This window comes from Sphingomonas sp. (assembly GCF_035714405.1).
In the GTDB taxonomy this organism is placed as follows: Bacteria; Pseudomonadota; Alphaproteobacteria; order Sphingomonadales; family Sphingomonadaceae; genus Sphingomonas.
This window is the reverse complement of the sequence record NZ_DASTMA010000017.1, coordinates 23,877-48,005: the sequence shown is the minus strand read 5'-3', so window position 1 is coordinate 48,005 and position 24,129 is coordinate 23,877. Positions and strand designations below refer to the sequence as shown.

At 64.0% G+C, this 24,129-nt stretch carries 22 protein-coding genes; 15 read left to right on the top strand and 7 right to left on the bottom strand.

Translation table 11 applies throughout. From position 1 onward, the window contains the following. Nucleotides 1–130 precede the first annotated feature (130 nt). Nucleotides 131–883: a hypothetical protein gene (locus VFQ64_RS06700; RefSeq protein ID WP_325102531.1), complete on the bottom strand. Its 753-nt coding sequence runs from the start codon at nucleotides 881–883 to the stop codon at nucleotides 131–133. 220 nt (nucleotides 884–1,103) lie between these two features. Between VFQ64_RS06700 and VFQ64_RS06695 the strand changes: the two genes are divergently transcribed. The 3 genes from VFQ64_RS06695 to VFQ64_RS06685 are packed head-to-tail and all read left to right on the top strand — an operon-like array spanning nucleotide 1,104 to nucleotide 4,469. Continuing rightward, a complete protein-coding gene (locus VFQ64_RS06695; RefSeq protein WP_325102530.1) occupies nucleotides 1,104–3,377 on the top strand; it encodes an ATP-grasp domain-containing protein in 2,274 nt (757 codons plus the stop codon). Beyond that, the gene (locus VFQ64_RS06690) at nucleotides 3,358–4,041 is read left to right on the top strand and encodes a hypothetical protein (protein ID WP_325102529.1); all 684 of its coding nucleotides are present in this window, start codon (nucleotides 3,358–3,360) and stop codon (nucleotides 4,039–4,041) included. The genes VFQ64_RS06695 and VFQ64_RS06690 overlap by 20 nt, the downstream gene beginning before the upstream one ends. After that, nucleotides 4,026–4,469 (top strand): GNAT family N-acetyltransferase, encoded by a 444-nt coding sequence (locus VFQ64_RS06685; RefSeq protein WP_325102528.1) that lies wholly within the window; start codon nucleotides 4,026–4,028, stop codon nucleotides 4,467–4,469. The genes VFQ64_RS06690 and VFQ64_RS06685 overlap by 16 nt, the downstream gene beginning before the upstream one ends. A 15-nt stretch (nucleotides 4,470–4,484) precedes the next feature. Here the strand turns inward: VFQ64_RS06685 and VFQ64_RS06680 are convergent, their stop codons facing one another. Further along, complete coding sequence (locus VFQ64_RS06680; protein ID WP_325102527.1) at nucleotides 4,485–6,551, bottom strand: family 1 glycosylhydrolase; 2,067 nt, start codon at nucleotides 6,549–6,551, stop codon at nucleotides 4,485–4,487. 508 nt (nucleotides 6,552–7,059) lie between these two features. On the opposite strand from VFQ64_RS06680, the gene VFQ64_RS06675 reads away from it, so the two are divergent. Together VFQ64_RS06675 and VFQ64_RS06670 are read left to right on the top strand one after the other, a co-directional pair. Beyond that, nucleotides 7,060–8,352 (top strand): family 1 glycosylhydrolase, encoded by a 1,293-nt coding sequence (locus VFQ64_RS06675; RefSeq protein WP_325102526.1) that lies wholly within the window; start codon nucleotides 7,060–7,062, stop codon nucleotides 8,350–8,352. A gap of 2 nt (nucleotides 8,353–8,354) precedes the next feature. Then, the gene (locus VFQ64_RS06670) at nucleotides 8,355–9,089 is read left to right on the top strand and encodes a glucose 1-dehydrogenase (RefSeq protein ID WP_325102525.1); all 735 of its coding nucleotides are present in this window, start codon (nucleotides 8,355–8,357) and stop codon (nucleotides 9,087–9,089) included. Nucleotides 9,090–9,194: 105 nt separating this feature from the next. Here VFQ64_RS06670 and VFQ64_RS06665 read toward each other — a convergent pair whose 3' ends face one another. Continuing rightward, nucleotides 9,195–9,821 (bottom strand): 2-dehydro-3-deoxy-6-phosphogalactonate aldolase, encoded by a 627-nt coding sequence (locus VFQ64_RS06665; RefSeq protein WP_325102524.1) that lies wholly within the window; start codon nucleotides 9,819–9,821, stop codon nucleotides 9,195–9,197. After that, a complete protein-coding gene (locus VFQ64_RS06660; protein ID WP_325102523.1) occupies nucleotides 9,818–10,711 on the bottom strand; it encodes a 2-dehydro-3-deoxygalactonokinase in 894 nt (297 codons plus the stop codon). The genes VFQ64_RS06665 and VFQ64_RS06660 overlap by 4 nt, the downstream gene beginning before the upstream one ends. Before the next feature lie 407 nt (nucleotides 10,712–11,118). On the opposite strand from VFQ64_RS06660, the gene VFQ64_RS06655 reads away from it, so the two are divergent. Then, nucleotides 11,119–12,255 (top strand): cellulase family glycosylhydrolase, encoded by a 1,137-nt coding sequence (locus tag VFQ64_RS06655; protein ID WP_325102522.1) that lies wholly within the window; start codon nucleotides 11,119–11,121, stop codon nucleotides 12,253–12,255. A gap of 151 nt (nucleotides 12,256–12,406) precedes the next feature. On the opposite strand, the gene VFQ64_RS06650 is transcribed toward VFQ64_RS06655, so the two are convergent. Together VFQ64_RS06650 and VFQ64_RS06645 are read right to left on the bottom strand one after the other, a co-directional pair. Next, nucleotides 12,407–13,777 carry an erythromycin esterase family protein gene (locus VFQ64_RS06650; protein ID WP_325102521.1) on the bottom strand — a complete coding sequence of 457 codons (1,371 nt, stop codon included), beginning with the start codon at nucleotides 13,775–13,777 and terminating at the stop codon, nucleotides 12,407–12,409. Nucleotides 13,778–14,027: 250 nt separating this feature from the next. After that, nucleotides 14,028–14,813 carry an SDR family NAD(P)-dependent oxidoreductase gene (locus VFQ64_RS06645; protein ID WP_325102520.1) on the bottom strand — a complete coding sequence of 262 codons (786 nt, stop codon included), beginning with the start codon at nucleotides 14,811–14,813 and terminating at the stop codon, nucleotides 14,028–14,030. A gap of 531 nt (nucleotides 14,814–15,344) precedes the next feature. On the opposite strand from VFQ64_RS06645, the gene VFQ64_RS06640 reads away from it, so the two are divergent. Both VFQ64_RS06640 and VFQ64_RS06635 read left to right on the top strand, forming a co-directional pair. Then, nucleotides 15,345–15,782 carry a hypothetical protein gene (locus VFQ64_RS06640; protein ID WP_325102519.1) on the top strand — a complete coding sequence of 146 codons (438 nt, stop codon included), beginning with the start codon at nucleotides 15,345–15,347 and terminating at the stop codon, nucleotides 15,780–15,782. A 10-nt stretch (nucleotides 15,783–15,792) separates the two neighbouring features. Further along, a complete protein-coding gene (locus VFQ64_RS06635) occupies nucleotides 15,793–16,356 on the top strand; it encodes an RNA 2'-phosphotransferase (RefSeq protein ID WP_325102518.1) in 564 nt (187 codons plus the stop codon). Nucleotides 16,357–16,426: 70 nt separating this feature from the next. On the opposite strand, the gene VFQ64_RS06630 is transcribed toward VFQ64_RS06635, so the two are convergent. Continuing rightward, a complete protein-coding gene (locus VFQ64_RS06630) occupies nucleotides 16,427–16,840 on the bottom strand; it encodes a hypothetical protein (protein ID WP_325102517.1) in 414 nt (137 codons plus the stop codon). Between the two features lie 615 nt (nucleotides 16,841–17,455). Between VFQ64_RS06630 and VFQ64_RS06625 the strand changes: the two genes are divergently transcribed. The 7 genes from VFQ64_RS06625 (at nucleotide 17,456) to VFQ64_RS06595 (ending at nucleotide 24,060) form a co-directional block, all read left to right on the top strand. Further along, entirely contained in the window at nucleotides 17,456–18,250 is a 795-nt protein-coding gene (locus VFQ64_RS06625) for a hemerythrin domain-containing protein (protein WP_325102516.1), read from the top strand. An 85-nt stretch (nucleotides 18,251–18,335) separates the two neighbouring features. Next, complete coding sequence (locus tag VFQ64_RS06620) at nucleotides 18,336–19,016, top strand: protein-L-isoaspartate(D-aspartate) O-methyltransferase (RefSeq protein WP_325102515.1); 681 nt, start codon at nucleotides 18,336–18,338, stop codon at nucleotides 19,014–19,016. Between the two features lie 592 nt (nucleotides 19,017–19,608). Further along, nucleotides 19,609–20,844 (top strand): tyrosine-type recombinase/integrase, encoded by a 1,236-nt coding sequence (locus tag VFQ64_RS06615; RefSeq protein WP_325102514.1) that lies wholly within the window; start codon nucleotides 19,609–19,611, stop codon nucleotides 20,842–20,844. Between the two features lie 312 nt (nucleotides 20,845–21,156). Then, the gene (locus VFQ64_RS06610; RefSeq protein WP_325102513.1) at nucleotides 21,157–21,396 is read left to right on the top strand and encodes a helix-turn-helix transcriptional regulator; all 240 of its coding nucleotides are present in this window, start codon (nucleotides 21,157–21,159) and stop codon (nucleotides 21,394–21,396) included. A gap of 7 nt (nucleotides 21,397–21,403) precedes the next feature. Continuing rightward, nucleotides 21,404–22,819 (top strand): DUF3987 domain-containing protein, encoded by a 1,416-nt coding sequence (locus tag VFQ64_RS06605; RefSeq protein WP_325102512.1) that lies wholly within the window; start codon nucleotides 21,404–21,406, stop codon nucleotides 22,817–22,819. Nucleotides 22,820–23,135: 316 nt separating this feature from the next. Further along, the gene (locus VFQ64_RS06600; RefSeq protein WP_325102511.1) at nucleotides 23,136–23,729 is read left to right on the top strand and encodes a hypothetical protein; all 594 of its coding nucleotides are present in this window, start codon (nucleotides 23,136–23,138) and stop codon (nucleotides 23,727–23,729) included. 148 nt (nucleotides 23,730–23,877) lie between these two features. Beyond that, nucleotides 23,878–24,060, top strand: a complete 183-nt coding sequence (locus VFQ64_RS06595; protein ID WP_325102510.1) for a hypothetical protein — start codon at nucleotides 23,878–23,880, stop codon at nucleotides 24,058–24,060. The last annotated feature ends 69 nt before the right edge of the window (nucleotides 24,061–24,129 follow it).

The following is a 24,129-nucleotide window of genomic DNA, read 5'->3' as shown; positions in this document are numbered from 1 at the left end:
AGCGACCAATCTCCTGCTTCTCGGCTACATTCAGCTCGTTCATCGCCGCCCGGTATGAGCGTAGCGGGTCGGTGGTAACCGCCTTTTGCTCCCCATCGCGCTTGTCCCCGCTTCTAATCATCTCCGCTCATCAGCGGTGCACTTGGCGTGGCAGCGTCCACCCAGGTCTTGGCTCGCCGGCTACATCGGCGACCCCTCTGCCCAAGCTGCAGGCGAAGCTATCCTGATCCTCACGGGCCCAAAGCGACGGGGCCGCCGCGCGGTTTCGATCGGGAAACGGAATGCGACTGCGAAATGCGTCATCGAAGATCCCGTCGACGCGAATGCTGAACGACAGCTCGTCACTCGCATCGGCACCGTGGAACTGGTTCACGGTGTCAAACCAGGCGGCATGACCCGCCACATAAGCCCGCTCGCCCGTGTCGGGATCGAGCATGTAGAAGGGCTTGGTGAGGTTGGTGCGAAACCAGATGAACTCGTGACATAGCTCAGCGCTGTCATGATCCTTGTGCGCGGACACCGCCCGGCCGCTGGGATCGTACATGATGAGCATGCGCCCGGTCGCCGCGAAAGGAAGCGTGGCGATGAAGTCCATCAGCGGCGCGAACGCTGCCGCCTCGGCCGAGGGTTCCCACAGGTCGGTACGATCGAGGTCGTAATAGTTTTCCGGCTCACGCGATTGCGCAAGCTCGATCATGCGCGAGCCTGGACGGTCCGGCGCATCGCTTTGGAGCAGGAACGGCCCGGTATAGAAGGCACGATCCGCCGCGGCGGCGAGGCGGCCGCGCAACTGCTCCGTGATAAAGCCATCCAGCGCTTTCAGCCGGGCAACATCGATGAATGCGTCGAGGTCCTTGTAGCTGGGATAGAGCGGCGACGTCATGAGAGATGCTCGCGGTGATTCATCCAGCGGCCGTACAGCGGCGACCGCCGAACTGACAGCAACACTGGTTAATCACTATTTTTCCGATACTTGATCTTCGTTAGAGCATTCTATTTTAAATCTTTAAATAAGGCGGCCGACGTTTCTCCCCCGCCGACGGTCGCCTTGCTACTCATTTCAGGCGTGCCGCGCACCGTCCCTCGTTTCGCTGGAAGTCTACATGAAAATCTATGTGAGCGGGCTCTACGCCGGCGGCAATCCGCAGCCGGGCGTGGGCATTGTCCGCTCCCTGCGACAGGGCTTTCCGAAGGCGACGCTGGTCGGCGTCGAATATTCCAACCGCGTATCCGGCATTCACTTCGACGAGCTGGACGCGCTATGGATCGAGCGGCCTTGGGGCGAGCTCGACCTGGACGCATACGGCGAGAAGGTGCGCGGCGCGCTCGACGGGGGCGGCTTTTGGATTTCGGGCAGCGACCTGGAGGCGATGTGGCTGGCCAGCATATTCCCCGACGGGCACCCGAACCTGCTCGCGCCGCCGATGGCCGGGATCAAGCGCATCACTAAGCCCGTGGTGGAGGCCGCGTCGGACCTGCCGGTCCGCATCCCGACCTATCTGTCGACCGAGCACAGCGACTGGGACCTCCACGCCTTTTGCCGCGAGCATAACTGGCGCGTCTGGTTGAAGGGGCCGTATTACGACGCCTCGCGTACCCCGACCTGGGATGCGTTCACGGCCGTCCGCAACGCGCTGAGCAAGGTCTGGTCCACCGAGAAGCTGTTCCTTCAGGCGCATGTCAGCGGCTATGAGGAGTCGGTCATGCTGTCCGCCTACCAGGGCGAGCTGCTGGGCGCGGTCAGCATGCGCAAGCGCGACATCACGCCGGAGGGCAAGACCTGGGCCGGGGACGTCTCCGAGGTTCCGCCATCCTTCCTTGAGCCGCTGCGGCGGATGGTGCGCGACACCAACTGGACCGGCGGGGGCGAGCTGGAGATGGTCCGTGACGCGGCCAACCAGCTGTGGCTGATCGAGATGAACCCGCGCTTCCCCGCATGGGTTCATGGCGCGACCATCGCCGGGCAGAACCTTCCTGCGCTGCTGGTGCAAGCGGCCAGCGGCGTCAGCGCGCAGCCTGCGCCGGCGCACTCGGCGGAGTTCACGCGTGTCGTGCTCGAAGTGCCGGTGCGGCCCGACTATCCGCTACCGCCGCTTCCGGAGCCGTTCGCCGGCGCGGTCGGCCATTCGATGAAGCATCCCTCGGGCCTGACCGCGCTTGCGGCGCGACTCCACGAGATCGACCCGGACATGCTCGACGTTGCGCTGGACCCCGCAGGGAGCGCGGCCCCAAGCGCGGCGGCGGTTCTTCCCGACAGCTTCGTCGCCGATATCGCGGCCCAGGATTTCGACGCGATGCAGACGCCACAGTACATCTACATGGATACGACGGCCGCCGGGCTGTTCGAACAGGCCGCCGCGCGGGCGCACCGGCTGAGCACCAACGACGTCGAGGTCATCAGCGGCTATTCGATCAAGACCAACCCGGACAAGCGGCTGATCAAGCTGGCGCTCGACCATGGTTTCTATGCCGAGGCGATCAGCCTCGGCGAAGTGCAGACCGCGCTGGAGGTCGGCTTTCGCCCCGATCAGGTGATCCTCAACGGGCCGGGCAAGTGGTGGCCGCAAGGGTTGATGCCGCGCGAGCGGATGCACGCAGTGTTCTGTGACAGCATCGCCGATCTCGACCGTGTCGTCGCCGCCGTCGAGGCGGGCGAAATGTCGGCCAAGCACATCGGTATCCGCATCCGTACGCCCAACATCGTCTCGCGCTTCGGTATCCCGCTCGACAGCCCGACCACCTTCGGCAAGCTGGTGGCGGCGGTGAAGCGGTTGCCGGCCAACAGCGCCTTCGGCGTCCACTTCCACATGGCGTCGAGCCATGTCGGCGTCGCGCAGTGGTGGCACTTGTTCGAGTCGATGCTGAAATGGTGCCGCTCCATCCAGACGCTCACCGGCCGCACCATAGAGATGCTGGACATGGGCGGCGGCTGGTATCCCGACGACTGGCATGCGGACGAAACGGCGAAGATCGCGAAGGCGGTCGAGCTGGTCCGCGCGATGCTGCCGGCGGTGCGCCAGATCGCCTCGGAGCCCGGCAAGGCCATGGCGCAGCCCTCCATGGCGCTCGCGATGCGAATCCTGGAAATCCAGGAGCACGAGGAGGGCCATGTCGAGGCGGTCGTGGATGCGTCGATCGCCGAGATCCCGATGCACTTCTGGCAGCCTCACCGGATGGTCCGCCAGTGCGGCGAGACGGGCGCGCTGCAGCCGATCGGTCGCGGCAAGACCCACCTGATGGGGCGGTTGTGCATGGAGCACGACATCATCGCCTCCAACGTCCAGCTTCCCGAAGGGACCCGCGCCGGCGACCTTCTGATCTTTTGCGACGCCGGCGGTTACGACAGGAGCATGTCCTATGTATTTGGCCGAGGATAAATCCAAGGCGGGCCTCGCGCCGACCGAGGGCGGTCAGCGCGACTACACCGACGATCTCATCACGCTCCCGATATCGTCCGGTGGCAAGTGGGAGCATTTCCCTAACAGCCATATCTCGCATCATCAGGCGGCGTGTTGCGATATCGCGCACGCATGGCTGCTGGCGTTCGACTTCGCGCAATTGAACGGCGGTGACGTTCTCACCGGCCCACGCTGGATGCGAGAGCATTCCAGTTGGGGGCCGTCGGCATGGCCGATCCACTGGTGCGAGGCGGTGGACGCGAAGATCGTCGATTGTGGCGTTCACGCAGCCATGGCGCACGAGGCGTTCGTCGCACGCGGCGTCCGCGCCTTTCGCGCCCAGTTCGTCCAACGGTACAGCGGCGCGGCCGCGGCGTCGTGGCGTCGGAACTGGAACAAGGAGGGCGTTTCGGACCACTGGATCGACGGCGATGCGATCTACCATGAGGGGAACGCCGTGCTGGTCGGCAATGACGAGGTGAAGCTGTGGGACGGCTCCGCCGGGTGGTGGATCAACCCTCGCGGCGACGGCGGCTACGGCAGCCTCTCCGCCGTCCGCATCGAAGCCGATCTGCCGGAGTTGGCCGGGCCCTTGCGTTGGGGCGAGCGGCGCATCGCCCTCAATCAGTGGGTCGCCGTCTGAACGGTTCGCTTCGGCTGGTGGCGCCCGATGCGCCGTCGGATGCTGATCGCGCGACGATCCTGGCGGCGTTGGCGGCGTTCAACCGCGCTCACGCCGATGCTGGTGTGGTTGGCCCGCTTGCCGTCCTGCTCCAGGACGACCAGGGCGGGACGGTGGGCGGACTTTGGGGGGCGACACTGTTCGGTTGGCTCAAGATCGAGCTGCTGTTCGTCCCGCGGCCGCAGCGCGGCACCGCCGTCGGCAGGACCTTGATGGCGCGCGCGGAGCGCCTCGCCGCCGAAAGGGGCTGCATCGGGGCGTTTGTGGACACCTACAGCTTCCAAGCGCGGGGCTTCTACGAGAAGCTGGGGTACAGCCTCCTCGGCACCATCCAAGACCAACCTCCCGGCGGCGCGCGCCACTTCCTGCAGAAGCGCTTCGGCGTGTAAGGGCGCTGCTGCTCGCTATTCGGCGGCAATCAGCATCTCGGCCTCCAACTGCCGTCCGTCGATGTCGGCAAGGGGTGTGCTCCTTTCCGCTCGGCGCTCGTGAGCGAAGCGCTCGAGTGTCGTTTCGGTCGGCGGGGAATAGGAGGCGCGCGGCGAAGGCAGCACGTCCATCGCCGAACGAGCCTCCATGCCAATCGCCAAGCGGGCGGCGTCGGCACCCGCGACGAAGCACAGCGCGGCTGCGAAATCGGCCTCGCTAGCGGCTTCGGTCGGAGCGAAGCTCGCTACTCCACGCGCGCCGTCGAGCAGCAGGTCGAGGACGCCGTCAATCAGGTCCGGGCCATAGACCGCGTCCCACGGCATGCCCGCATCCACACGGACTGTCTCCCCCCGATCGAGTGCGTCGAGGATCTCCGCAGCACGGCAGGCGCCGTCCCAGGGCACATAGACCGGAGACGACTGGGCGATCAGCAGGCGCGACGTGCCGGGTACGCCCCGCGCGCGCGCGCGACCGGTCACCAGCGCGCCCGGGAGATCGAGCGCGCGGCAGGTTTCCGCCAACTGCTCCATTTGCCAATGTGCGAACATCGATGCGTCGCCCTCGCCGGAGCACAGCCGGTCGTGGTCGCGCGCGTCCAGTACGCCCCACGGCCTCACCGCCGCGATCGCCTCGGCCGCATCGCTGTTGCTGCGCACATAATGCAGCCCGCGCGCCTCGCAGGCTCGGCGCGCCAGCCTCGCGAGCGGCCCGCCATCGTCGATGATCCAGAGCGCGGCGGGCACGGACGACGCGCGGCGGCGCGGCGTGAGCTCGTAGCGCGGATCGGCAAGTGCGACGTTGGGGCAGCGCGCGTCGCGGCGCCACTTGCCGGGGGCGTGCAACACCGGCGCCTGCGGCTCCCTGCCGGCCGCGAGGTCGCGCAGCACGTCGGCCAGGAGCGTCGGCCGCGGGTTGCCCCCGCGCACGTCGTACACGCCCGCTTCGTAATGGCCATCGAAGCGGGTCAACATCCGGTTCCAGTCATGGGAACCGAGGAGCGACCACGCGGTCACCGCGCGCACGTCGATGCCGCGCCTGCGCAACGCCTCTACTCCCTGCCAGACCTCCACGAACCAGCGTACCTGATCACAGCGCGTCGCCCCGTTGTGGCATTCGGTCACGGCCAGTGGCAGGCGATAGCGCTCCCACGCCTGCTCCAGCAGCCGCGGCAGGCCGTGCACCCCCTGGCGCCAATTGCGCACGGCGTCGACGTCGACATGGACAACGCCATCCGTGTTGCTGAGCGTGCGATCGGCCAGCGAGCGGCCCTGGTGCAGCTCCACCCGGTGATCGAGCAGTCGCTCGCTGGACAGATAGTGGTTCACACCGATCACGTCGGGCGGACACGGATCGTCGGCGATCGTCCGCAGCCGCTCCCCGAAGCCGTGCATGACCAGGCGTTCCCACAGCGCGTGCCCCGGCTTGACCATGCCGCACAGCAGGTCCCACCCGATCCACCGGCGTTCGTTCTGGAAGTCGGCCTCATGCTGCAGCGGGGGGGTCGCATGACAGTAGCCGAGGTCGTCGGTCTGGATCAGCCGCGCGGCCGGATTGACCGCTCGGATGGCGCGCATGGCGAGGCGCGTCGCGTCGATCTCGTTCAAGAGCGCGAGCCAGAACAGACGCTCGTCCTGCGCATGGGGGTGCCAGAAGCCGTAAAGCGCGGAGAAGCGGGCGGTGGTCAGCGGCTCGTTGACCGGCGTCCAGTCGCGTATCCAAGGATAGCGTCGGGCCACGGCCGCCGCGTGAGCAGCCAGTCCCGGCGCGAAGCTGTCGTCCATGAGGCTCGTGTAAGCGGGCCCGGCGCCGTGATGACACAGGGTGACGATCGGCTGCATGCCGAGGCGCCTGATTTCCGACAGGCGCTGGTCGGTCCAATCGAAATCGTACTCGTCGGGATGGTGTGGGCTGATCCGTTCCCACAGCGCGGGATAGCGTAGCGAGCGGATCCCCAGTTCGGCGAACAGCGCGATGTCCTCGGTCCGTTCCTCATGCCCGGTACGCGGTGTCTGATCGTACCACTGATCCCCGACCCGGTTCACGGTGCACTCGTAACCGCCCCAGAGTTCCAAGCCGACCTCTGCAGGTTTTTCCTGAGGCTGTTTAACATTCATTATAGTTGTTACCGAGGTTGTTACGAAGATGCTGTTCAGAACGTGAATGCACCATGCAAGTTCCGCTACCCGAATGTGCTCGTGACCAGTGTAACATCAATTGTATGGTGGCAGGAATTTGATCTTCGGTTGAACTGCCCTCGATATTTGAGAATTGCACCAGCCAACTTCATCCGAAGTAGCTAGATGAGCAGAGCGCATGAGCTAATCTGCATCAGAAAAACAAGAGAGACTGAAAACCGCACCCGGCGCACTTGGTTCGACAACGCCGTGCGAAAGTTGCGGCATCTCGCCTTGGAGCTTCACGTCCGTCACGTCGAAAGGCCATGGCCCACCGGCAAGGCAAGGGACACTCCAACGGGGTCGCGCGTTGATCGATCACTGCGGCGCAATATGACCTCACGCCGACGGCAGGAGCGTTGCCATCGCCACCTTCATGTTCGCGACAGGGGTGGAGAACAGCGTCCCCACCATCAACGGCGGCCGCACCCGCGTCGACGAGATGGCTAGCTGTCATCACTACGAGCGGTGGCAGGAGGACTTCGCGCTCGTTCAGGACATGGGCATCGGTTATCTGCGCTATGGGCCGCCGATCCACACGACCTGGCTGGGCGTAGATCGGTATGACTGGGAGTTCGCCGACCGCACCTTTGCGGAATTGAAGCGGCTGAACATCGTTCCCATCGTCGATCTGTGTCATTTCGGGGTGCCGGATTGGCTGGGCAATTTCCAGAACCGCGCGTTCGCGGACTTGTTCGGCGGCTATGCGCGCGCGTTTGCCGAGCGCTTCCCGTGGGTGCAGCTCTATACGCCCGTGAACGAGATGTATATCTGCGCCACCTTCTCGGCGCGCTATGGCTGGTGGAACGAACAGCTAAGTAGCGACGCTGGCTTCGTGACCGCGCTGAAGCATATCGTCAGGGCAAACGTGGAAGCCATGCGCGCGATCCTGGAGATCCGGCCCGACGCGATCTTCATCCAAAGCGAATCCTCGGAATATTTTCATGCGGAAGTACCGGCTGCAATCCGCCCGGCCGAACTGATGAATTCACAACGTTTCCTGTCACTCGATCTCAACTATGGGCGTCGTGTCGATTCCGAGATGTACGAGTATCTGCTCGATAACGGGATGACGCGTGAGGAATACCATTTCTTTCTCGACAATCGCCTGAAGCAGCACTGCATCATGGGCAACGATTACTACATCACCAACGAACATCGCGTCGATGTAAATGGCCTCACCCGGCCCTCGGGAGAGATTTTCGGCTATAGCGAGATCACGCGTCAGTATCATAACCGCTATCGCCTGCCGGTGATGCACACGGAAACCAATCTGGTGCAGGGGCCGCTTGGGACCGAGGCGGTCGATTGGCTGTGGAAGCAATGGGCCAACGTGCTGCGCGTCCGCAACGATGGCGTCCCGGTGGTCGGCTTCACCTGGTATTCGCTGACCGATCAGACCGATTGGGACAGCGCGCTGCGCGAGCAGCGCGGCAACGTCAATCCGCTCGGCCTCTACGACCTCGACCGAAAGCTTCGCCCGGTCGGGGAAGCCTATAAAAGGCTGATCGCGCAATGGCGCGACGTGCTGCCGACGCAGAGCATGTGCCTGACCGTGCCGGTGGTCGCGCCCGACGAGGAGGGAGGGCGGCACGCGGCGGCCCAGCAGGCGGCGGCGCGGCGCATGATCAGGACACCCGCAAGCGGTCCGGCGATCCAGGAGAATTGAGCATGAACAGGCGGTTCGAGGGCCGTGTGGCGATCGTGACGGGGGCGGCCGGCGGCATCGGCACCGCCATTGCCACGCGCTTGGCCGCAGAGGGTGCCAATATCGTCATGGCGGACCTGAAGGCAGACGCGGCGCAATCGGCGGCGGCGGCGCTCGAAACCGAATCGATCGGCGTCGGTTGCGACGTCGGCGAGGAGGATCAGGTCGAGGCCTGTGTCCAAGCCGCGCTCGACCGGTGGGGCAGGCTGGATGTGGTGGTCAACAATGCCGGGCTGATGACGTTCAAATCATTGGGCGAATGGACCGGCGACGACTGGCTCAAGGTGCTGCGCGTCGACCTGCTCGGCGCCGCCTTCTTCACCAAACGGGTGCTGCTGCATTGCGGAAAGAGGGGCGGCGCGATCGTCAACATCGCCAGCGTCCATGCGGTCGAGACCAGTGCCAACGCCGCTCCTTATGCGGCCGCAAAGGCTGCGCTGCTGTCGCTCACCCGTACCACCGCGATCGAAGGACGCGACCGCCGCGTTCGCGCCAATGCGGTGCTGCCCGGCGCGATCGAGACGCCGATGTTGTGGCAGAATCCGAACCTCAAATCGGGAGTGGAGACGATCGACAAGCGTGATGTCGGCCAGCCCGCCGACATCGCTGCCGCCGTCGCTTTCCTGGCTAGCGACGAAGCGAAGTTCGTCACGGGTGCCTCGCTCGCGGTCGATGGCGGCCGGTTGGCAAAGCTCTGATCAGCGGCTGCCCCTGCGCTTCGCTGCCCTCAGGGCCGAACTGGGCATCATCATGCTCGACCAGGGCGCCCACGCCAGGCTCCTTGCCCGCTTGGCGGTGACGCTTCAGCCCAGCGCCGCGACATAAGCGCGCGCGCGCTCACCGACCTCGTCGGCACTGCGCCCGGGCGCATACAGCCCCGAGCCGAGGCCGAAGCCGTCCGCCCCGGCCGCGCGCCAGGCCGCGATAGTATCGGGGCTGACGCCGCCGACGATCAGGACCGGGACCGCGGGCGGCAGCACCGCGCGATGCGCCTTGAGCACCGCCGGGCTGGCCGCCTCAGCGGGAAACAGTTTCAACGCATGGGCCCCGGCGCGCAGTGCCGTGAAGGCTTCGCTTGGGGTCGAATAGCCGGGTGCCGACACCAGGCCCGCACCAGCCGCCGCGGTGATCACCGCCGGATTGCTGTCCGGCGAGACGATGATGCGTCCGCCTGCTCCCGCCACCAGCGCTACGTCGGCGAGGTCGAGCACGGTGCCGGCGCCGATCGTCGCCTGCTCGCCGAAGCACGCCGCCAGTCGCGCGATACTGTCGAGCGGATCGGGCGAATTGAGCGGCACCTCGATGATGCGAATGCCACTGGCAATGATCGCAGCGCCGACCGCCTCTACCTCGTCCGGGCGAACGCCGCGAATGATCGCGACGAGCGGGCAGGCGTCGAGATGCTCGCGGAAACGCACCGGAGCGCTCATGCGATTGTCGCTGCCAGGGCGTTCATGCCCGCGACGAGCGCTGTCGCGCCGTCGATCTCGCGGCAGGGGTGCCCGCGTATGGTAAAGGCTGTGGCGTACAGCGCGGTCAGCGAGCCGCGGCCGACGACCAGGATGTCGCGCCCCGCGTCGATGCTGGCGAGGCCGGCGCGCAGGTCGCTGCCGATCAGCAGCCCGCTGACAAGGGAGGGCGCGTCCGCGGCATCGCGCCGGCCGAGCAGGACGCCCGCGCGGACCCCGAACAGTTCGGCCCCGATGACCGCGCCCGCCATACCGCGCTCGACTCCGTCGGCAAAGGCCGGGCCCGCAGTCGCCTTGCCGGCGAGCAGGTCGGCAAGGATGCTGTGGCCGCGCAGCAGCGCGAACAGTTCGCCGGTCATCACCGTCCGAAAACCGGTAACCGCGCCGCCGGCCAGCTCGATCCACTTGCTGTGGGTGCCCGGGTGGCAGATCATCGCGTCCGTCCGCGCCTCGAGCGCCGCGATGCCGAACACCTGCACCTCCTCGCCGCGCATCACGTCCGACCGGTCGCCATCCAGCAGGGACAATCCCGGCACGATCGCGACCTGCCCGGGTTCGACCCACAGCAGACCCTGTGCGAGCGCATCGAGCGAGGCGGGGCAGGGGACATAAGGCGTTTCCTGCCAACCGCGATTCGAGCCCACCATTCCCGCCATCAGCAGCGGCTTCGACCCGAAGCGCGCCCGCAGGGCTGCGACCTCGCCTGGAAAACGATCGCGCGGGGTGACGAGCGTACCCGCATCGTCCTCCATCTGATCGACGACGCGACCGTCGCCATCGATCAGATAGGCCCGCCGTGCGGTCGATCCCCAGTCGACCGCGACAAAGCCGCCCTCGGCCCAGCGGCTCATGCCGGGTCTCCGGCTGTATCGCGCCCGTGCATCGCCCCTTAACGCCCGCACGGCCGATTGGAGCCGTCATTGGCGGACCAAGCTTGAGCGGCCCGTCCGCCTGAGCATGAGCGACACCGACCGCCGTGCCGCTTCTTAAAGCTCGCCTCCCACGCGACCAGCCGCTCGATCCGGACGAATAGCCAGCGTGGCGCGACCGGAGCCCGTTCGATCCGTGACATGACAGCCTTCTACCATGCTTGCGCGACTGGGCAGGGCCGCTTCGTACATCCGGGCCACGTCGCGAAAGTCGCTGTCTGGAAGCAACGAGCTCTCTCATACATTGCCCGTAAAGAAACATAGGTTAAGTATATGTCTTGCGTCGAGCCGGTTTGCGAGGGCCGGTTCGATCAGACGAGTACTGAGCGATGAACCTGTTTCCTGATCAGATGATGCAGTCGGCATCGGCAAATCTGCCGCCTTTTGTCGCGGCTTCACGCGCGCCCCGCTGGACGGTCGAAGCGGCGCAGCGTTGGCATGCCGAGCAGCCATGGCTGGTCGGCTGCAATTTCACGCCCTCCTATGCGGTCAACCAGCTCGAATTCTGGCAACAGGACACCTTCGATCTCGTCGCCATCGACCGAGAGCTTGGCTGGGCGGCGGGGCTGGGGATGAACGCCACCCGCGTGTATCTTCACGATCTGCTCTGGCAACAAGACCCGGTCGGCTTCATCGCGCGGATCGAAGCCTATCTGAACGCGGCCGAGCGGCACGGCATCCGCACCATGCTGGTTCTGTTCGATTCCTGCTGGCATCCGGATCCTGCGTTGGGCCCGCAGCGCCAGCCCACGCCAGGCGAGCATAATTCGTGCTGGGTGCAGTCGCCCGGTCTTCGCGCGCTGGCGGACGCAGCGGAGCATTCCCGGTTGCAGGCCTATGTCCGCGCCATCGTCACCGCATTCGGGCAGGATTCGCGCGTGCTGGCCTGGGACATCTGGAACGAACCGGACAATGGTCATCAGGTCGATCTGTGCGACGCGTCCGTGTTGTCGGCCAAGGCCAAGCTGGTTCTGCCGCTGCTGCACGCGGCCTTCTGCTGGGCGCGCGAATGCGCTCCTCGCCAGCCTCTGACCAGCGGCATCTGGCTGGGAGACTGGTCCGCGCCGCACCGCCTGAGTGCAGTCCAGCGCGCCCAGCTGACGCAATCGGATGTCATCTCGTTTCACAACTACGGCAAGGGCGGCGACTTTCGTCGGCGGGTGCGGTGGTTGAGCAAGCTGAAGCGGCCGCTGATGTGTACCGAGTTTATGGCGCGCCCGACCGGGAGCACGTTCCAGGCGGTGCTTCCTTTCGCCAAGAAGGCGCGGGTAGCGGCCTTTTGCTGGGGCTTGGTGGCTGGCCGGACGCAGACCCATCTTGCCTGGAACCCGCGCCACAACCGTCAGATCCAGGAGGGCAGGGCGCCATGGTTCCATGACGTCCTGCATCAGGACGGCAGACCGCATCTTGCGCGCGAAGCATCGTTCCTGCGCCGCATCACGGGCCGCGAACACCGCGTGGCCTGACGCCGGCTTCGAGCGCTGCTGCCGCTACCGCGCCCTGCAGGTCGGGTGCGGGCAGGCAAGATGACCCAAGGCGAACGTTGCGCGCACTCTTGGGGTCTTCCGAAAGCTGGACGCGCGTTCAGGCAGCATTCGACACCTTTGTGGGGGTTCATCACAGCGGGGTCACGGCTCGTGTGCGGTCGAGGTGGACCACGGCATCAAACTGCCCGGAAAGGCGGGTCCAGGTATAGTGGCTCTGCAGCTCCGTCGCCGGCGCATAGATGACGCCCACCTCGCGCTTTCGCCGTGGCGACGCCAAGGCACTCGCCACGTCGGAGCCGTTGGGAAGAAGGATGAGCGCGTCGCCCAACTGCGCACCGTGGAACACGCCAGCATAGCTATCGGGCAAGGCGGTACGCAGCGTCCGCTCGCGATGTGGACCACCCCACCGCTCGGCTGCGATCACGGTGCCCTCGTAGGTCGTGAAGCCCAGCAGGAACGCGGCGCTGCCGAAGCGTTCGCGGAGGAGCTGTCCGAGATTAAGCTCGCCGCGAAGCGGCATGTCGGTCGCGCGGGCGTCGCCTACATGACTATTGTGCGCCCAGATGATCACCTTTCCAGGCACAGCCGAAGAAGACGCTGTATGGTCCGCGATCTCCGACACGGTCGCAGCCATGCGGCGGTCACGCACATTCCAGGCGGATGTGCCGCCATATGCCGTGCGGTAATATTCCTCCGCGCCGGTGACGGATGCCGCGCTGCGTACCGCTGAGAAGAGCGCCTCCGCCGCGATCGGATCGGCGGGATTGGGACGAGCCCGGAGCTCTGCGAGCACGGCGGCGGCTTGGCGCGCGCACGATCGCGCCGGAGCACGGGCGGCTGCGCCGTAGCGCGCGGCATCAGACCTGAAACGTGAAAAGCAGCGGTACTGCGCACGGGCTCGGTCCGCGGCGGGAGGATCCGCCGCCGTCAGATAGGCGACGACAGCGTCGGCGGCGGCGAACAGGTTGTAGACGTCCATACCATAGACGCCGACCCGCTGCGCGAAGGGCAGCGTCGCATTGTGCGCGCGCAATGCCTCCACGAAGTCGCGGAACTCGGCGTTGCGCCACATCCATTGCGGGAAGTCCGTGAAGTCCGACAACGCGGCCTGCGCAGAGCTGTCGTTGCCGAGCCCGCGGACGTAGCGGTTGACGCGATCCGCGTCCGGCCAGTCTCCTTCGATCACGATCGCGCGAAAACCCTGTTCGCGCACCAGCCGCAAGCTGATCCGCGCGCGCTCACGGTAGAATTCATGGGTGCCGTGGGTTGCCTCGCCCAGTAGCACGAAGCGGGCATTCCGCGTCGCCTGCAGCAGCGGGTCGTAGTCGTGGGAAGTACCCTCAAGCGATCGGGCCGCCGCGACGATTGTTCGAACGTCGGACGCTGCTCGAACCGATGGGTCCTGGCCGTCGAGTGCTCCGGCGGTATGCCCCTCGCCCGAGGCGCAAGCCGCCAGCGATAACGAAGCTGCGACGCCTGCTTTCGAGAGGGCATCTGCCAAGTTGGTCATGAAGCCAAGACGAGCTGCGGAGGGGAACGTTCCGGTACTTTACGTGTGTTAGCAGGGGCTTAGCATTGAAGAAGCGCATCGCACGGGCCAGAACAGATGGGATCGCGTCACATGCCGCATGGGAGTGGCGCTGGGCGTGCCTTGCATGCGTTTCGAGGACGCGGCGGCGTTGCGGATCTGCCGTGATCGCTGCGCCGGCCCTCACCCATGGGTAGTGGCGAGTTCGTCGACGAGCCGGACCTCAGCCGACCAATAGGGATTGCGCCCCGTCGATCCAGACCGGAGTTCCGCTGATGTGGCGGGCGCGATCCGATAGAAGGAAGAGCACCAGGTCTGCCACTTGGTCCGATGTGCCGGGCTCGCCGTCCGTCAACGGTATCTTCCCTTCAGGATACTCGACCGGTTCGCCGGCGAGCTCCGAATCCCGATGCGTCGTGCTGTCTTCGATGTTGGTCGTGATCTGCCCCGGGCAGATCACGTTCACCCGGACGTGAAATTTGGCGAGTTCGAGCGCCAGCATCTTGGCCATCGCCACCTGCGCAGCTTTGGTGCAGCTGTAGGCGGTCGCACCGGCGTTGGAGAAGATTCGCGTGCCGTTCACCGAGGCGGTGATAACGACGGCGCCACCGCCCGCCTGTTTCAGATAGGGAACACCATAATGGAGCGTCAGGTACGTCCCACGCAGATTGGTGTTGATCGTGCGGTCCCACTCGTCGGGCGCGAGCTCGTCGATGGGTGCCCACACGCCGTTGATGCCCGCGTTCGCGAATAGGAAGTCGAGCCGGCCATACTCGCGTGCCAGTTCGGCGATGGCGCCTTTGACCTGATCCTCGTCCGACACGTCGGCCACGAGCGCGAGGGCGCGGCCACCGGCGGCTGCGATCTCGTCGGCGACCTGCTCAGCCTCGTTCCGGCTATGGGTGAGGACGCCCACCGCACAGCCTGCCGCCGCCAGACGAAGAGCTGTCCCTTTGCCGATGCCCGAACCACCGCCGGTCACCAGCGCCACCTTGCCCGAAAAATCCATGCCGCCCTCCTGTTCACCTGTTATGGGATCAACGGTCCAATCTGCTCTCGTATTCTGGGTATTTTCGCAGAGGCGGCTTGTTTTTCAATAACATGCAATCATATCACTTCCACTGTTCAACAACGGAAAGGAGGTGGTCGAATGTCTCATTGTCTCACGCCGCTCGCGGCAAGCCCGATGGACGCGACTTCCACCGCGGGGGTCGTCGCCTGACGACACGCCGCGATCGGCTGACAATGGAAGGGCCGCTCTCGCAAGAGGGCGGCCCTTCGCATTTGCGGGGACGCCGGATCACAGCGCCCTCCTGGGCGTTCGGTCGGCAAACGAGGGTCAGATCATGAGCCACGTCGTCCTCCTCGGCGACTCCATCCTGGACAACCGGGCCTATGTCGCTCCTGGGCCCGACGTCAGCAGCCAGTTGCGTGCGCACCTCGGTCCGGACTGGAAAGTGACGCTGATTGCCGTCGATGGGCATGTCACCTCGGACGTGGAGCGCAGGCAGCTGGCCCATGTTCCACCAGCGCCAGCCACATGGTGGTTTCGGTCGGTGGAAATGACGCGCTGGGCCACGCGTCCATCCTCGCTGAGCGCGCGGGGTCGGTGGCCGAGGCGGTGGGCCGGCTTGCCGATGCACGGGCGAGCTTCGCAGCGGTTTACGATCGGATGATGGAGGCGGCCTTGCGGCTCGGCATTCCGACAGCGGTGTGCACGGTCTACGACGCCAACTACCCCGAACCTCAACGACGGCTCGTCACGACCGCGCTCACGGTCTTTAACGATGTAATCACCCGCGCCGCGTTCTCCCGGAAGCTGCCCCTGATCGACCTGCGGCTGATCTGCAGCGAGCCGGCGGACTATGCCAACCCGATCGAGCCCTCCACAAGGGGTGGTGAGAAGATCGCCGCCGCGATCGCGGCGCAGGTAACTAACGAGAGTTCGGGCCGGCGACCCTCCTCCATCTGGATTTGAGCTCTCCAGGGTGACCGAGGATACCAGCCTGTCAAAGAGGCCCTCTTTCTGGCTGCGCCATCGCCCGGATGCCGCCGGGCTCGTGCTCGATGACGAAGGATGGACAGATGTCGACGCGGTACTTGCAGCGCTCGCGCGTCAGGGCACAGGGGGTGGCCTCGATCGCCTTCGGGGCATGGTCGAGCGCAACGACAAGCAGCGCTTCGAGTTGACGCTCGACGAGAGTCGGATCCGTGCACGGCAGGGCCACTCGGTGGCGGTCGATCTGGATTGGCCGGTGCAGGTGCCGCCTGACCTCCTGTACCACGGCACCGTCAAACGCTTCCTCCCCGCGATTCTGCAGGAGGGTTTGCGGCCGATGAAACGACACTACGTCCACCTCTCGCCCGACATCGCCACGGCAGCCCGCGTCGGCGCCCGCCGCGGTGCACCGGTGGTCCTTGCGGTGAGCGCCCTCCGACTCCACCGGTCCGGCACTCCGCTCCTTCTCACCGGGAACCAGGTCTGGCTGACAGCGGCAGTGCCGCCCGGCTTCATCGAAGTCGTCCGGATGCCTTCAGCGGCCGACTGCTAAGCAATCCGACTACGCGGATGCGCCCTAATGGTTGAAAGCGGACAGCGATGCTGCGTTACGCACAGGCAGGCTATGCCGGAGTGATGCGCGCGAGCGGAAGCGAGTGGCCCGCAGGCGTCGACCCGGTCAGCTGCGGATCCAGCTCGCCAGACACAATTGCCGCCTCAAAGGCATCGAGCACCGCGGGCAGTTCGTCGGGATGCCAGAAGCTTACCGCCTGCCCGCCGATTACCAGCTGCTGACCGTCAGGCCGGGTCGGCGCAAATGCAACCCGATCGTCCCCATCTCTGGTGATCCATCGCCCGCCGGGCTGATCTGGGTGCTGCTCATCGAACGCCTGGCGGGCGCTTCGGAGCTTGTCGATCATGGCAGCACGCTCCCAAGTCGGGTCGCTCGGAGCGACGCCGACTGTATCCAGGATTACGTCTTTTAGAGACATGCTGTCCTCGCAGTTCGGGCGCTGCGGCTGCAGGCTGTAGTTCAACCTGCGTCAGATGCAGTGGTTCCGCGGACGTCTGAGCGGCACTGAAATTGGTCCGAGGCTTAACCCTCTCCGAAATTGAGCTGCCCTGCACGAGCCGCCCGGCGCAAACCGGCAGCGGAAAAGCGGGCAAAGGATCTGATCGTCAGCGGCGCGGGTGAATGTCCGAAGTGGTGGAAAAGCGGACCTCCCGCTAAATCCCGGGCTACCTTGTCGCAGCCTAAGCGTCTCGAATAGGCCGCTACATCAACTCGGGTCAGGCTAACGGTGAGCCATAGTCATTCGCGCCGGCCTCGCCCGGAGCCGTCGTGAGCCAGAAAAAAGCGCGAAGTTCACCAAGGGGACGAAAGTTAATAAGGCCCGCCATCCAGTGCGAACAATATCGTGCAGCCGCCTTTTAGAGGTCAGAACGAGCGCTACGGAAAGCGGTTCTTCTATGCCGAGGATCAGGGCCTAATCGCCGGCGTCGACGAGCGTGCCGCGAGAGCAGCGCAGCTCGTGTTACCAGCCTGCGAGTGATGTGAGCCTGCCCACTGCGCCGAAACTGCTTCATCTATGTGACTTTCGGGAACGTGGAGTGCTGAAGCTTTGTTATCGACCTGTAACAACGGAGGCCCGATGAAGTCGATCGCCGAGCAGGATGCCGCCGAGATGGGCGGCCGCGGTAGCGTGCTAAGCCGGCAGAAGCAGGATCACGTCAAGCTGGACTGCCTCCTGAACCAGCTCGGCGGTACGCCCGCACCGGAACAAGGTCGCCTGCTGCTTCGCATCTATCGGTTGGTCTTCCCTCATGCCTTTGCTGAGGAGGCGGTGCTTTGGCCGGTAATCCGGCGCGCACTGCCGGATGGAGAGCAACTCACTCTGCAGGTCGAGCTCGAGCATCAGGAGATCAACGAGCTTGCCACACAACTGGAACGGCTAAGGCCCGGTTCTCCTGAGCATCAGCAAGTCCTGAGCCGGATTGTTTCGCTCCTGCGTCAGGACGTGCGCGACGAGGAGGAAAAGTTGCTACCTCGATTGCAGGCAGCGCTTTCGCCTGCGGAGCTTCGGCGCCTTGGCTTCGCGTGGGAGGCGGTGCGTTGGATCGCGCCAACGCGCGCGCATCCGATCGTGGCTCGGCGTCCGCCAGGCAACCTGTTGTCTGCACTGCCGCTGGCGCTGCTCGATCGCTGCCGGGACGGAATCGATGTTCTCTTGCACTCGGGCGCCGGTCCTGCTGCGCCTCCGCTGCGCGCCCTCGACCGTGCCTTCACCGGCACGTCGCATGCGGTGGAGCGGCTTCCGGGCATGCGAAGTGGTGAGCATCCTGCGACCCGGCTGGGTTCGCGATCAACCTGGGGATGGACCGTGGCCGCAATTGTCGCAGTTGGCGCCTCTGTGATGGCAGTCGCGCAGCAAAACCGACGATCCTAGAGCAGCGGTAGCCGACTGGCCTGACGTCCCCTCCCGAACTGGAGTGGCGCTGAGGCAGTCCGGCCGCGAACGGAGCAGCAAACGCGTGAGAGCTTTGACCGAAGTGCATCTCGCCACCTTGCGTCGGCACATGGTCGAGGTGATCGAGATTGAATACGATCTCGCCGCCGATGAGATCGGCGCCGCCTCGCTCGACCGGCGGCTGAGAGAGGCGCTGCTCCGCATGCCGCGCCACCGGTTCGTGCCCGATCCGTTCCTCGCTCTTGCCTATAGCGATCAGCCGCTGCCGATCGGCTTCGACAAGACAATCTCGCAACCGTTCATGTCGGCGCTGATGATCGACCTGCTTCGGCTCAGGCCGGACGATCGGGTGCTCGAGGTTGGTACCGGCCTGGGCTATCAAACTGCCTTGTTGAGCCGGCTCGCGGCCGGAGTGTGGAGCGTTGATGTAGTAGAGGAGTTCGTGCTGTCGGCGGCGGAGCGGCTCCACGCCCTTGAGCTGACCAACGTCACCTTGCGGGTTGGAGACGGCGGGCGCGGATGGCCGGACGAGGCGCCCTTCGACGCGATTTTGGTCAGTGCCGCCGTGCGCACTCTGCCGATCGCGCTGGCGGGCCAGCTCGCGTCTGGCGGGAGGATGGTGCTGCCGATCGGCGAAGGCGAAGGCGGGCAGCGCCTAGTTCGTGTCGAACGGAGCGGCAATGCAGATGTCTCGCTGGTCGAGATCATGCCGGTCCAGTTTACCCACCTTGAAACCGTAATCTGACCTTCCCTTCGGGCAGTTTGGCCAGAGCAGCGCTAATCGAGTGGCGGACCAGTGGAGCGGCGGATCTGAGACCTGGTACAGCCGCGCAGCAATACATAGCAGATGGCGGAGTTGTCGCCTTCGCGCGGGAGGTGCTGCCCAGCGGACGTGCTCCGCTTCGTAGGCGGAAGGTTTTTCGGCGCTCTACGATCTTGCTCCTTGACTGGGCAAGACGCTCCAGCTTCGCGAGCGGAAGATGTTCGAATGATCGATAGGAATCGCATCATTTTCTATTCGGTACTGGATCAGATTGCCGCGGAGAATCCGCCAGCGAAAACCGTATCGTGAGTTCGAATTTGACTCTCCGCAGTACCAAACCGAACTGAAAACGCGCGATTTGGCGCGGCTTTCCGGAAAAGTCATGAAAACGAGTTAGCAACTGGTTGGCGGAGCGGGAGTCCGCTTGGGTAGGGTCTAAGGGGGTCCAGTAGCGTCTAAGTTTCCCGTTTCGGGTCAGTGCTTTACCATCATTCTTCGTTCAACGCCGTCCAATGCCCGCTAAGGAAATCGCAAGCTTTATGTGGGACGGCATGGGGGACGGAGGAACGAAGCTATGGCGAAGAAAGCAAAGGAACTGTCTGCGCTCGCAGTGTCGAAGCTGAAGGCCGAAGGTCGCTACGCTGTTGGGGGAGCGGACGGACTGCATTTTCGCATTACCGGCAACAGCAAGGCTTGGGTTCTCCGCATCAAAATCGGAACGAAGCGCAGCGACATTGGACTAGGACCGTATCCCGAAGTGTCGCTTGCCGATGCTCGCGAACTTGCTCGCGAACATCGTCGCAAGGTGCGGACCGGTATCGACCCGCTTGCCGAAAAGCGGGAAGCGCGCGCTGCCCTGCGGGTCGCGAAAGCCAAAACGAAGACGTTTGAAGAGTGTGCCCGCGCCTATGTCGAGTCCCAACGTGCCGGTTGGAAGAACGAAAAGCACGCGAAGCAATGGAGCGCGACGCTCGAAACCTATGCCTATCCCGTGTTCGGGTCGCTGCCTGTCGATACCGTCGATAGGGGCATGGTGTTGGACGTGCTGAACCCGATTTGGGCAACGAAGACGGAAACAGCGAAGCGGCTTCGCGGTCGCATTGAAGGCGTGCTGGATTGGGCGAAGGTTAGCGGATACCGGGACGGAGAGAACCCCGCACGCTGGCGCGGGCACCTAGACAAGCTGCTAGCCGCGCCGTCGAAGGTGCGGAAGGTCGAACATCATGCCGCGCTGCCCTATGCCGAAATCGGCGCATTCATGGCCGAACTTCGAAAGCGCGACGGCGTAGCGCCGCGCGCGCTCGAACTCGCAATCCTTACCGCTGCCCGCTCCGGCGAAGTGCGCGGCATGACGTGGGCAGAGATAGACCTTGCGGGCAAGGTGTGGACCATCCCCGGCGACCGCATGAAGGCGGGCAAGGAACATCGCGTGCCGTTGTCCGACGCCGCCCTAGCGGTCCTGAAGGCGCTCCCGCGTGTGAGGGGCACGGAACACGTCTTTGCTGCCCCGCGCGGCGGTGCGCTGTCCGATATGTCGCTAACGGCCGTCCTGAAGCGCATGGGGCGCGACGGGCTTACGCAACACGGGTTCCGCTCCACCTTCCGCGATTGGGCAGGCGAAACGACCGCATACCCTCGCGAAGTGATCGAACATGCCCTCGCGCATCAACTCGCAGACAAAGCCGAAGCCGCTTACCAGCGTGGCGACTTGCTGGCGAAACGCGCCCGGCTAATGGCCGATTGGGCGAAGTTTAGTGGCACGGTAGCGAAGTCGGGCGCAAACGTGGTCGCAATTCAGGGCGCAGCCTAATGGAGCCGGTTGAAATAGAAGACGATGTGCCCTTCGAACCGCACCTTGGGGGCAGGCCGTTGCGCTCCGCAAGCAAAACCGCTGCACTAGACGAAGCTGCCGCGAATTGCGATTTGAACCCTAACGCTGCGGCTATGGTAATTCACGGTCGCTACTATGCTACGGCTAAGATGGATGGAATACAGGGCAAGGAACAAGTAAAATCCTTGGCGAAGCAAATCCGAAAACGACGAAGAAGTATTCTCCCCCTTCCTTAGCAGCGCAGCCGACCCGTAACTGCCCACATTCAACACCGTCCAAGGGCACACGGGTATGTCTAATAGTCTTCTTCGCCTTCCGGCCGTTGTCGAGCGGACCGGCCTGTCGCGCGCATCCGTGTATCTGCACGTCCACAAGGGCGTGATGACGCCCCCCGTGAAGATCGGCGACCGCTCCGCAGCTTGGCCCGAAGCTGAAATCGACGCGATCAACGCGGCTCGCATTGCGGGCAAGTCCGAACTCGAAATTCAAGTCCTAGTCGGGTCGCTACAGCGCCAGCGCAGCGCAGCTTGACCCCGCAATGTCTGCAAACGAGCGCAGCGCCGCACTGCCGCGCCCTGACACGTTCCCGCCCGGCTTAGTCGGAGACGTTGCCGAGTTCATTTACAACGCCGCCCCGTATCCGAATACCACCATAGCCCTAGCAGGCGGCATCGCCTTCGTTGCTGGCATCGCAGGTCGCGCCTACAATGTGGACGGGGCAGGGCTGAACCAATACGTTCTGACACTCGCACCCACCGGGGCGGGCAAAGAAGCCGTTGCCGAAGGCATCGCGCGTCTAATGAGCGCAGCCTATTCAAAGACGCCTCGCATTGCCGAGTTCCGGGGGCCGGGGGAACTTGTATCCGCACCGGGTCTATTCAAATGGCTACATAAGCTTGCGACACCAGTGATGCTTAGCATCATTGGTGAGTTCGGATTGATGCTGAAGGCAATGGCATCGCCAAGCGCGAACGCGAACATGGCCGGGCTGCAACGCGTGTTGCTGCACCTATGGAGCAAAAGCGGACAAGGTTCGGTATTCGACGCATCGGCCTACAGCGATAGCGAAAAGAACACCGGACCAATAAAGAACCCAAGCCTGACAATCTTCGGCGAGGGCGTTCCCGAAAGCTTCTACAGCGCGCTTGATGTTGGCATGATCGCATCGGGCTTGCTGCCCCGCGTACTGCTATTCGAGACGGCCGAACCGAAACCCTACCGCAACCGCAATCGGATGCTAGAGCCGCCCCCGGCCCTAATCGAAGGTGTTGCTGCGCTAGTAGCGCAGTGCCTCAATCATGCGGCGACGGACCGTGCCCACGGTGTCCCGTTGGACACCCAAGCGGGAGCGACGTTCGAAGCCTTCAGCCGCTTTGCCGTCGATATGGAGAACGGCGCGGCGAACGATCAAACGCGGGGGCTATGGGCACGCCTCGACCTGAAGGCGTTGAAGCTAGCCGCGCTCATTGCAGTAGGACGCGACCCGTTCAATCCGCGCGTTACCCACGATGATGCAATGTGGGCAACGAACCTAATAGTGGACCAAACGAAGGCACTGATAGGCAAGTTCGAACGTGGCGAAGTCGGCGAAGAGGCTGGCAACGAAGAAAAGCAACAAGCCGAAGTGCTGCGTTGCATAGTCGAGTATATCGAAGAGCCGTTCGCACGGTTCGAAGTTTACGGTGCAACCGAACCGCTGCATAAACGGCACGTCTTCACTCAAAGCTATCTATCGCGAAGGCTATACACCCTACCGGCCTTCAAGCTAGATCGCCTCGGCCCAACCGGCGCACTCAAACGCGCAATCCAAAACCTACTAGATGCAGGAGACATAGCCGAAATCTACAAGGCGCAAGCCCTGAAGGAGTTCGGAACCACGGCCCGATGCTTCCAGCCCGTTGCGACGAAGTTCCTGATGGACCGGCTCCGTAAGAAAGTCGGACCGGGCGTATGAACAGCAAGTGCCTGAAAACAGCCATTTATAGACGTATAGGTGATATAGACGGCGCGCGGTCCCGACCACCCGTGCCAGTGCCTTTGTCAGAGGCCGTCTATATCATCTATATTCTATATATTCTTCTATTCTGTCTTTGCTTCAGCAACTTAGCGCCGCCCTGCAATTCTTACCCGCTCACTACCGTTCTTACATCGACAGTAGCGAGTTCGGCAGACGGGATTTCCGCCCGAACTGCGCAGATATGCGCCATTCCTGAACTCGCTGGCGAAGCCGTCCCACATACCAGCCCACAATCAACCGGGAGCCTGTCCGCATGAACGCGCCATTCAAGCCGCCATTCGAGCCGGGCGAAGGGCGGGGCATAGAATACCCACCGAAGACGCTAGCTGCGCTGCGCGCGCTCGAATCCGAAGCCGTGCGGTGGGACAATCTCGAATGGGCGTTCCTGCTAACGCTGCTGAACGCATCGTTCGACCGGCGAATGAGTGTGGGCACAAAGGGGCTAATGCGTGATGCAGCCCGAACGGTGGTCATGCTCGCAATGCGTGACGTTGCTAAGGCGCGGCTCGCAAAAGGCATTCTGCTACTGTGGGACGGCGATATGGTCGCGCCACTGATAGCCGAATTCCAAACTGCAATGCGAGTAAGCGTCAAGCTGAAGGCTGAAACGAAGATTGCCTTAAAGGAACTATGCCGGTTGATGTGGACCGAAGGTGGGATAGCAAAGAATATCCCGAACCTAGAGCAACCGACTAAAGACGAAGTAGCACTAGACACACTCACCCGAACACTTGACTACATAGAGCATATGAGAGGCAGGCCGGAGTATTCTAGCCTTGCGGGGCTACGCCGTGCCTGTTGTTCTTGCCTTCGAGTCATCAACGCTGTATTCGACTGCGCTTATTGACCCTAGCAGGTGTGAAAGCGGTAAGATTTCGATGGACGGGGTAGCAGCATCGCAAGGGAATTGGGGCGCTGCCGCTCCTAGTCCCCCTGTCGGGAAAGGGCCGAAGTGTGATGCTCCGCGCAAATCATATCGGTCGCATCGTGCGAAGTTGAAGACTGTTCGCGATGTTAGTGCCGAACTGGCGAAGCTGTATCGCGAAGCCCGTGCCGGAAAGATCGAAACGGCAGACGCATCGCGGCTCGGCAACCTACTGTCGATTGTCGCTCGCATCCTGTCCGATTCCGAACTGGAGGCGCGTATCGAAGCCCTAGAGCAAAGGGGGCTGCATTGAGCCGCACCCTAGCTGCCCGCGTCGCTCGGCTAGAGCCGCGCCCGGTTCGGCAAAGCGCGCCGCACGTCC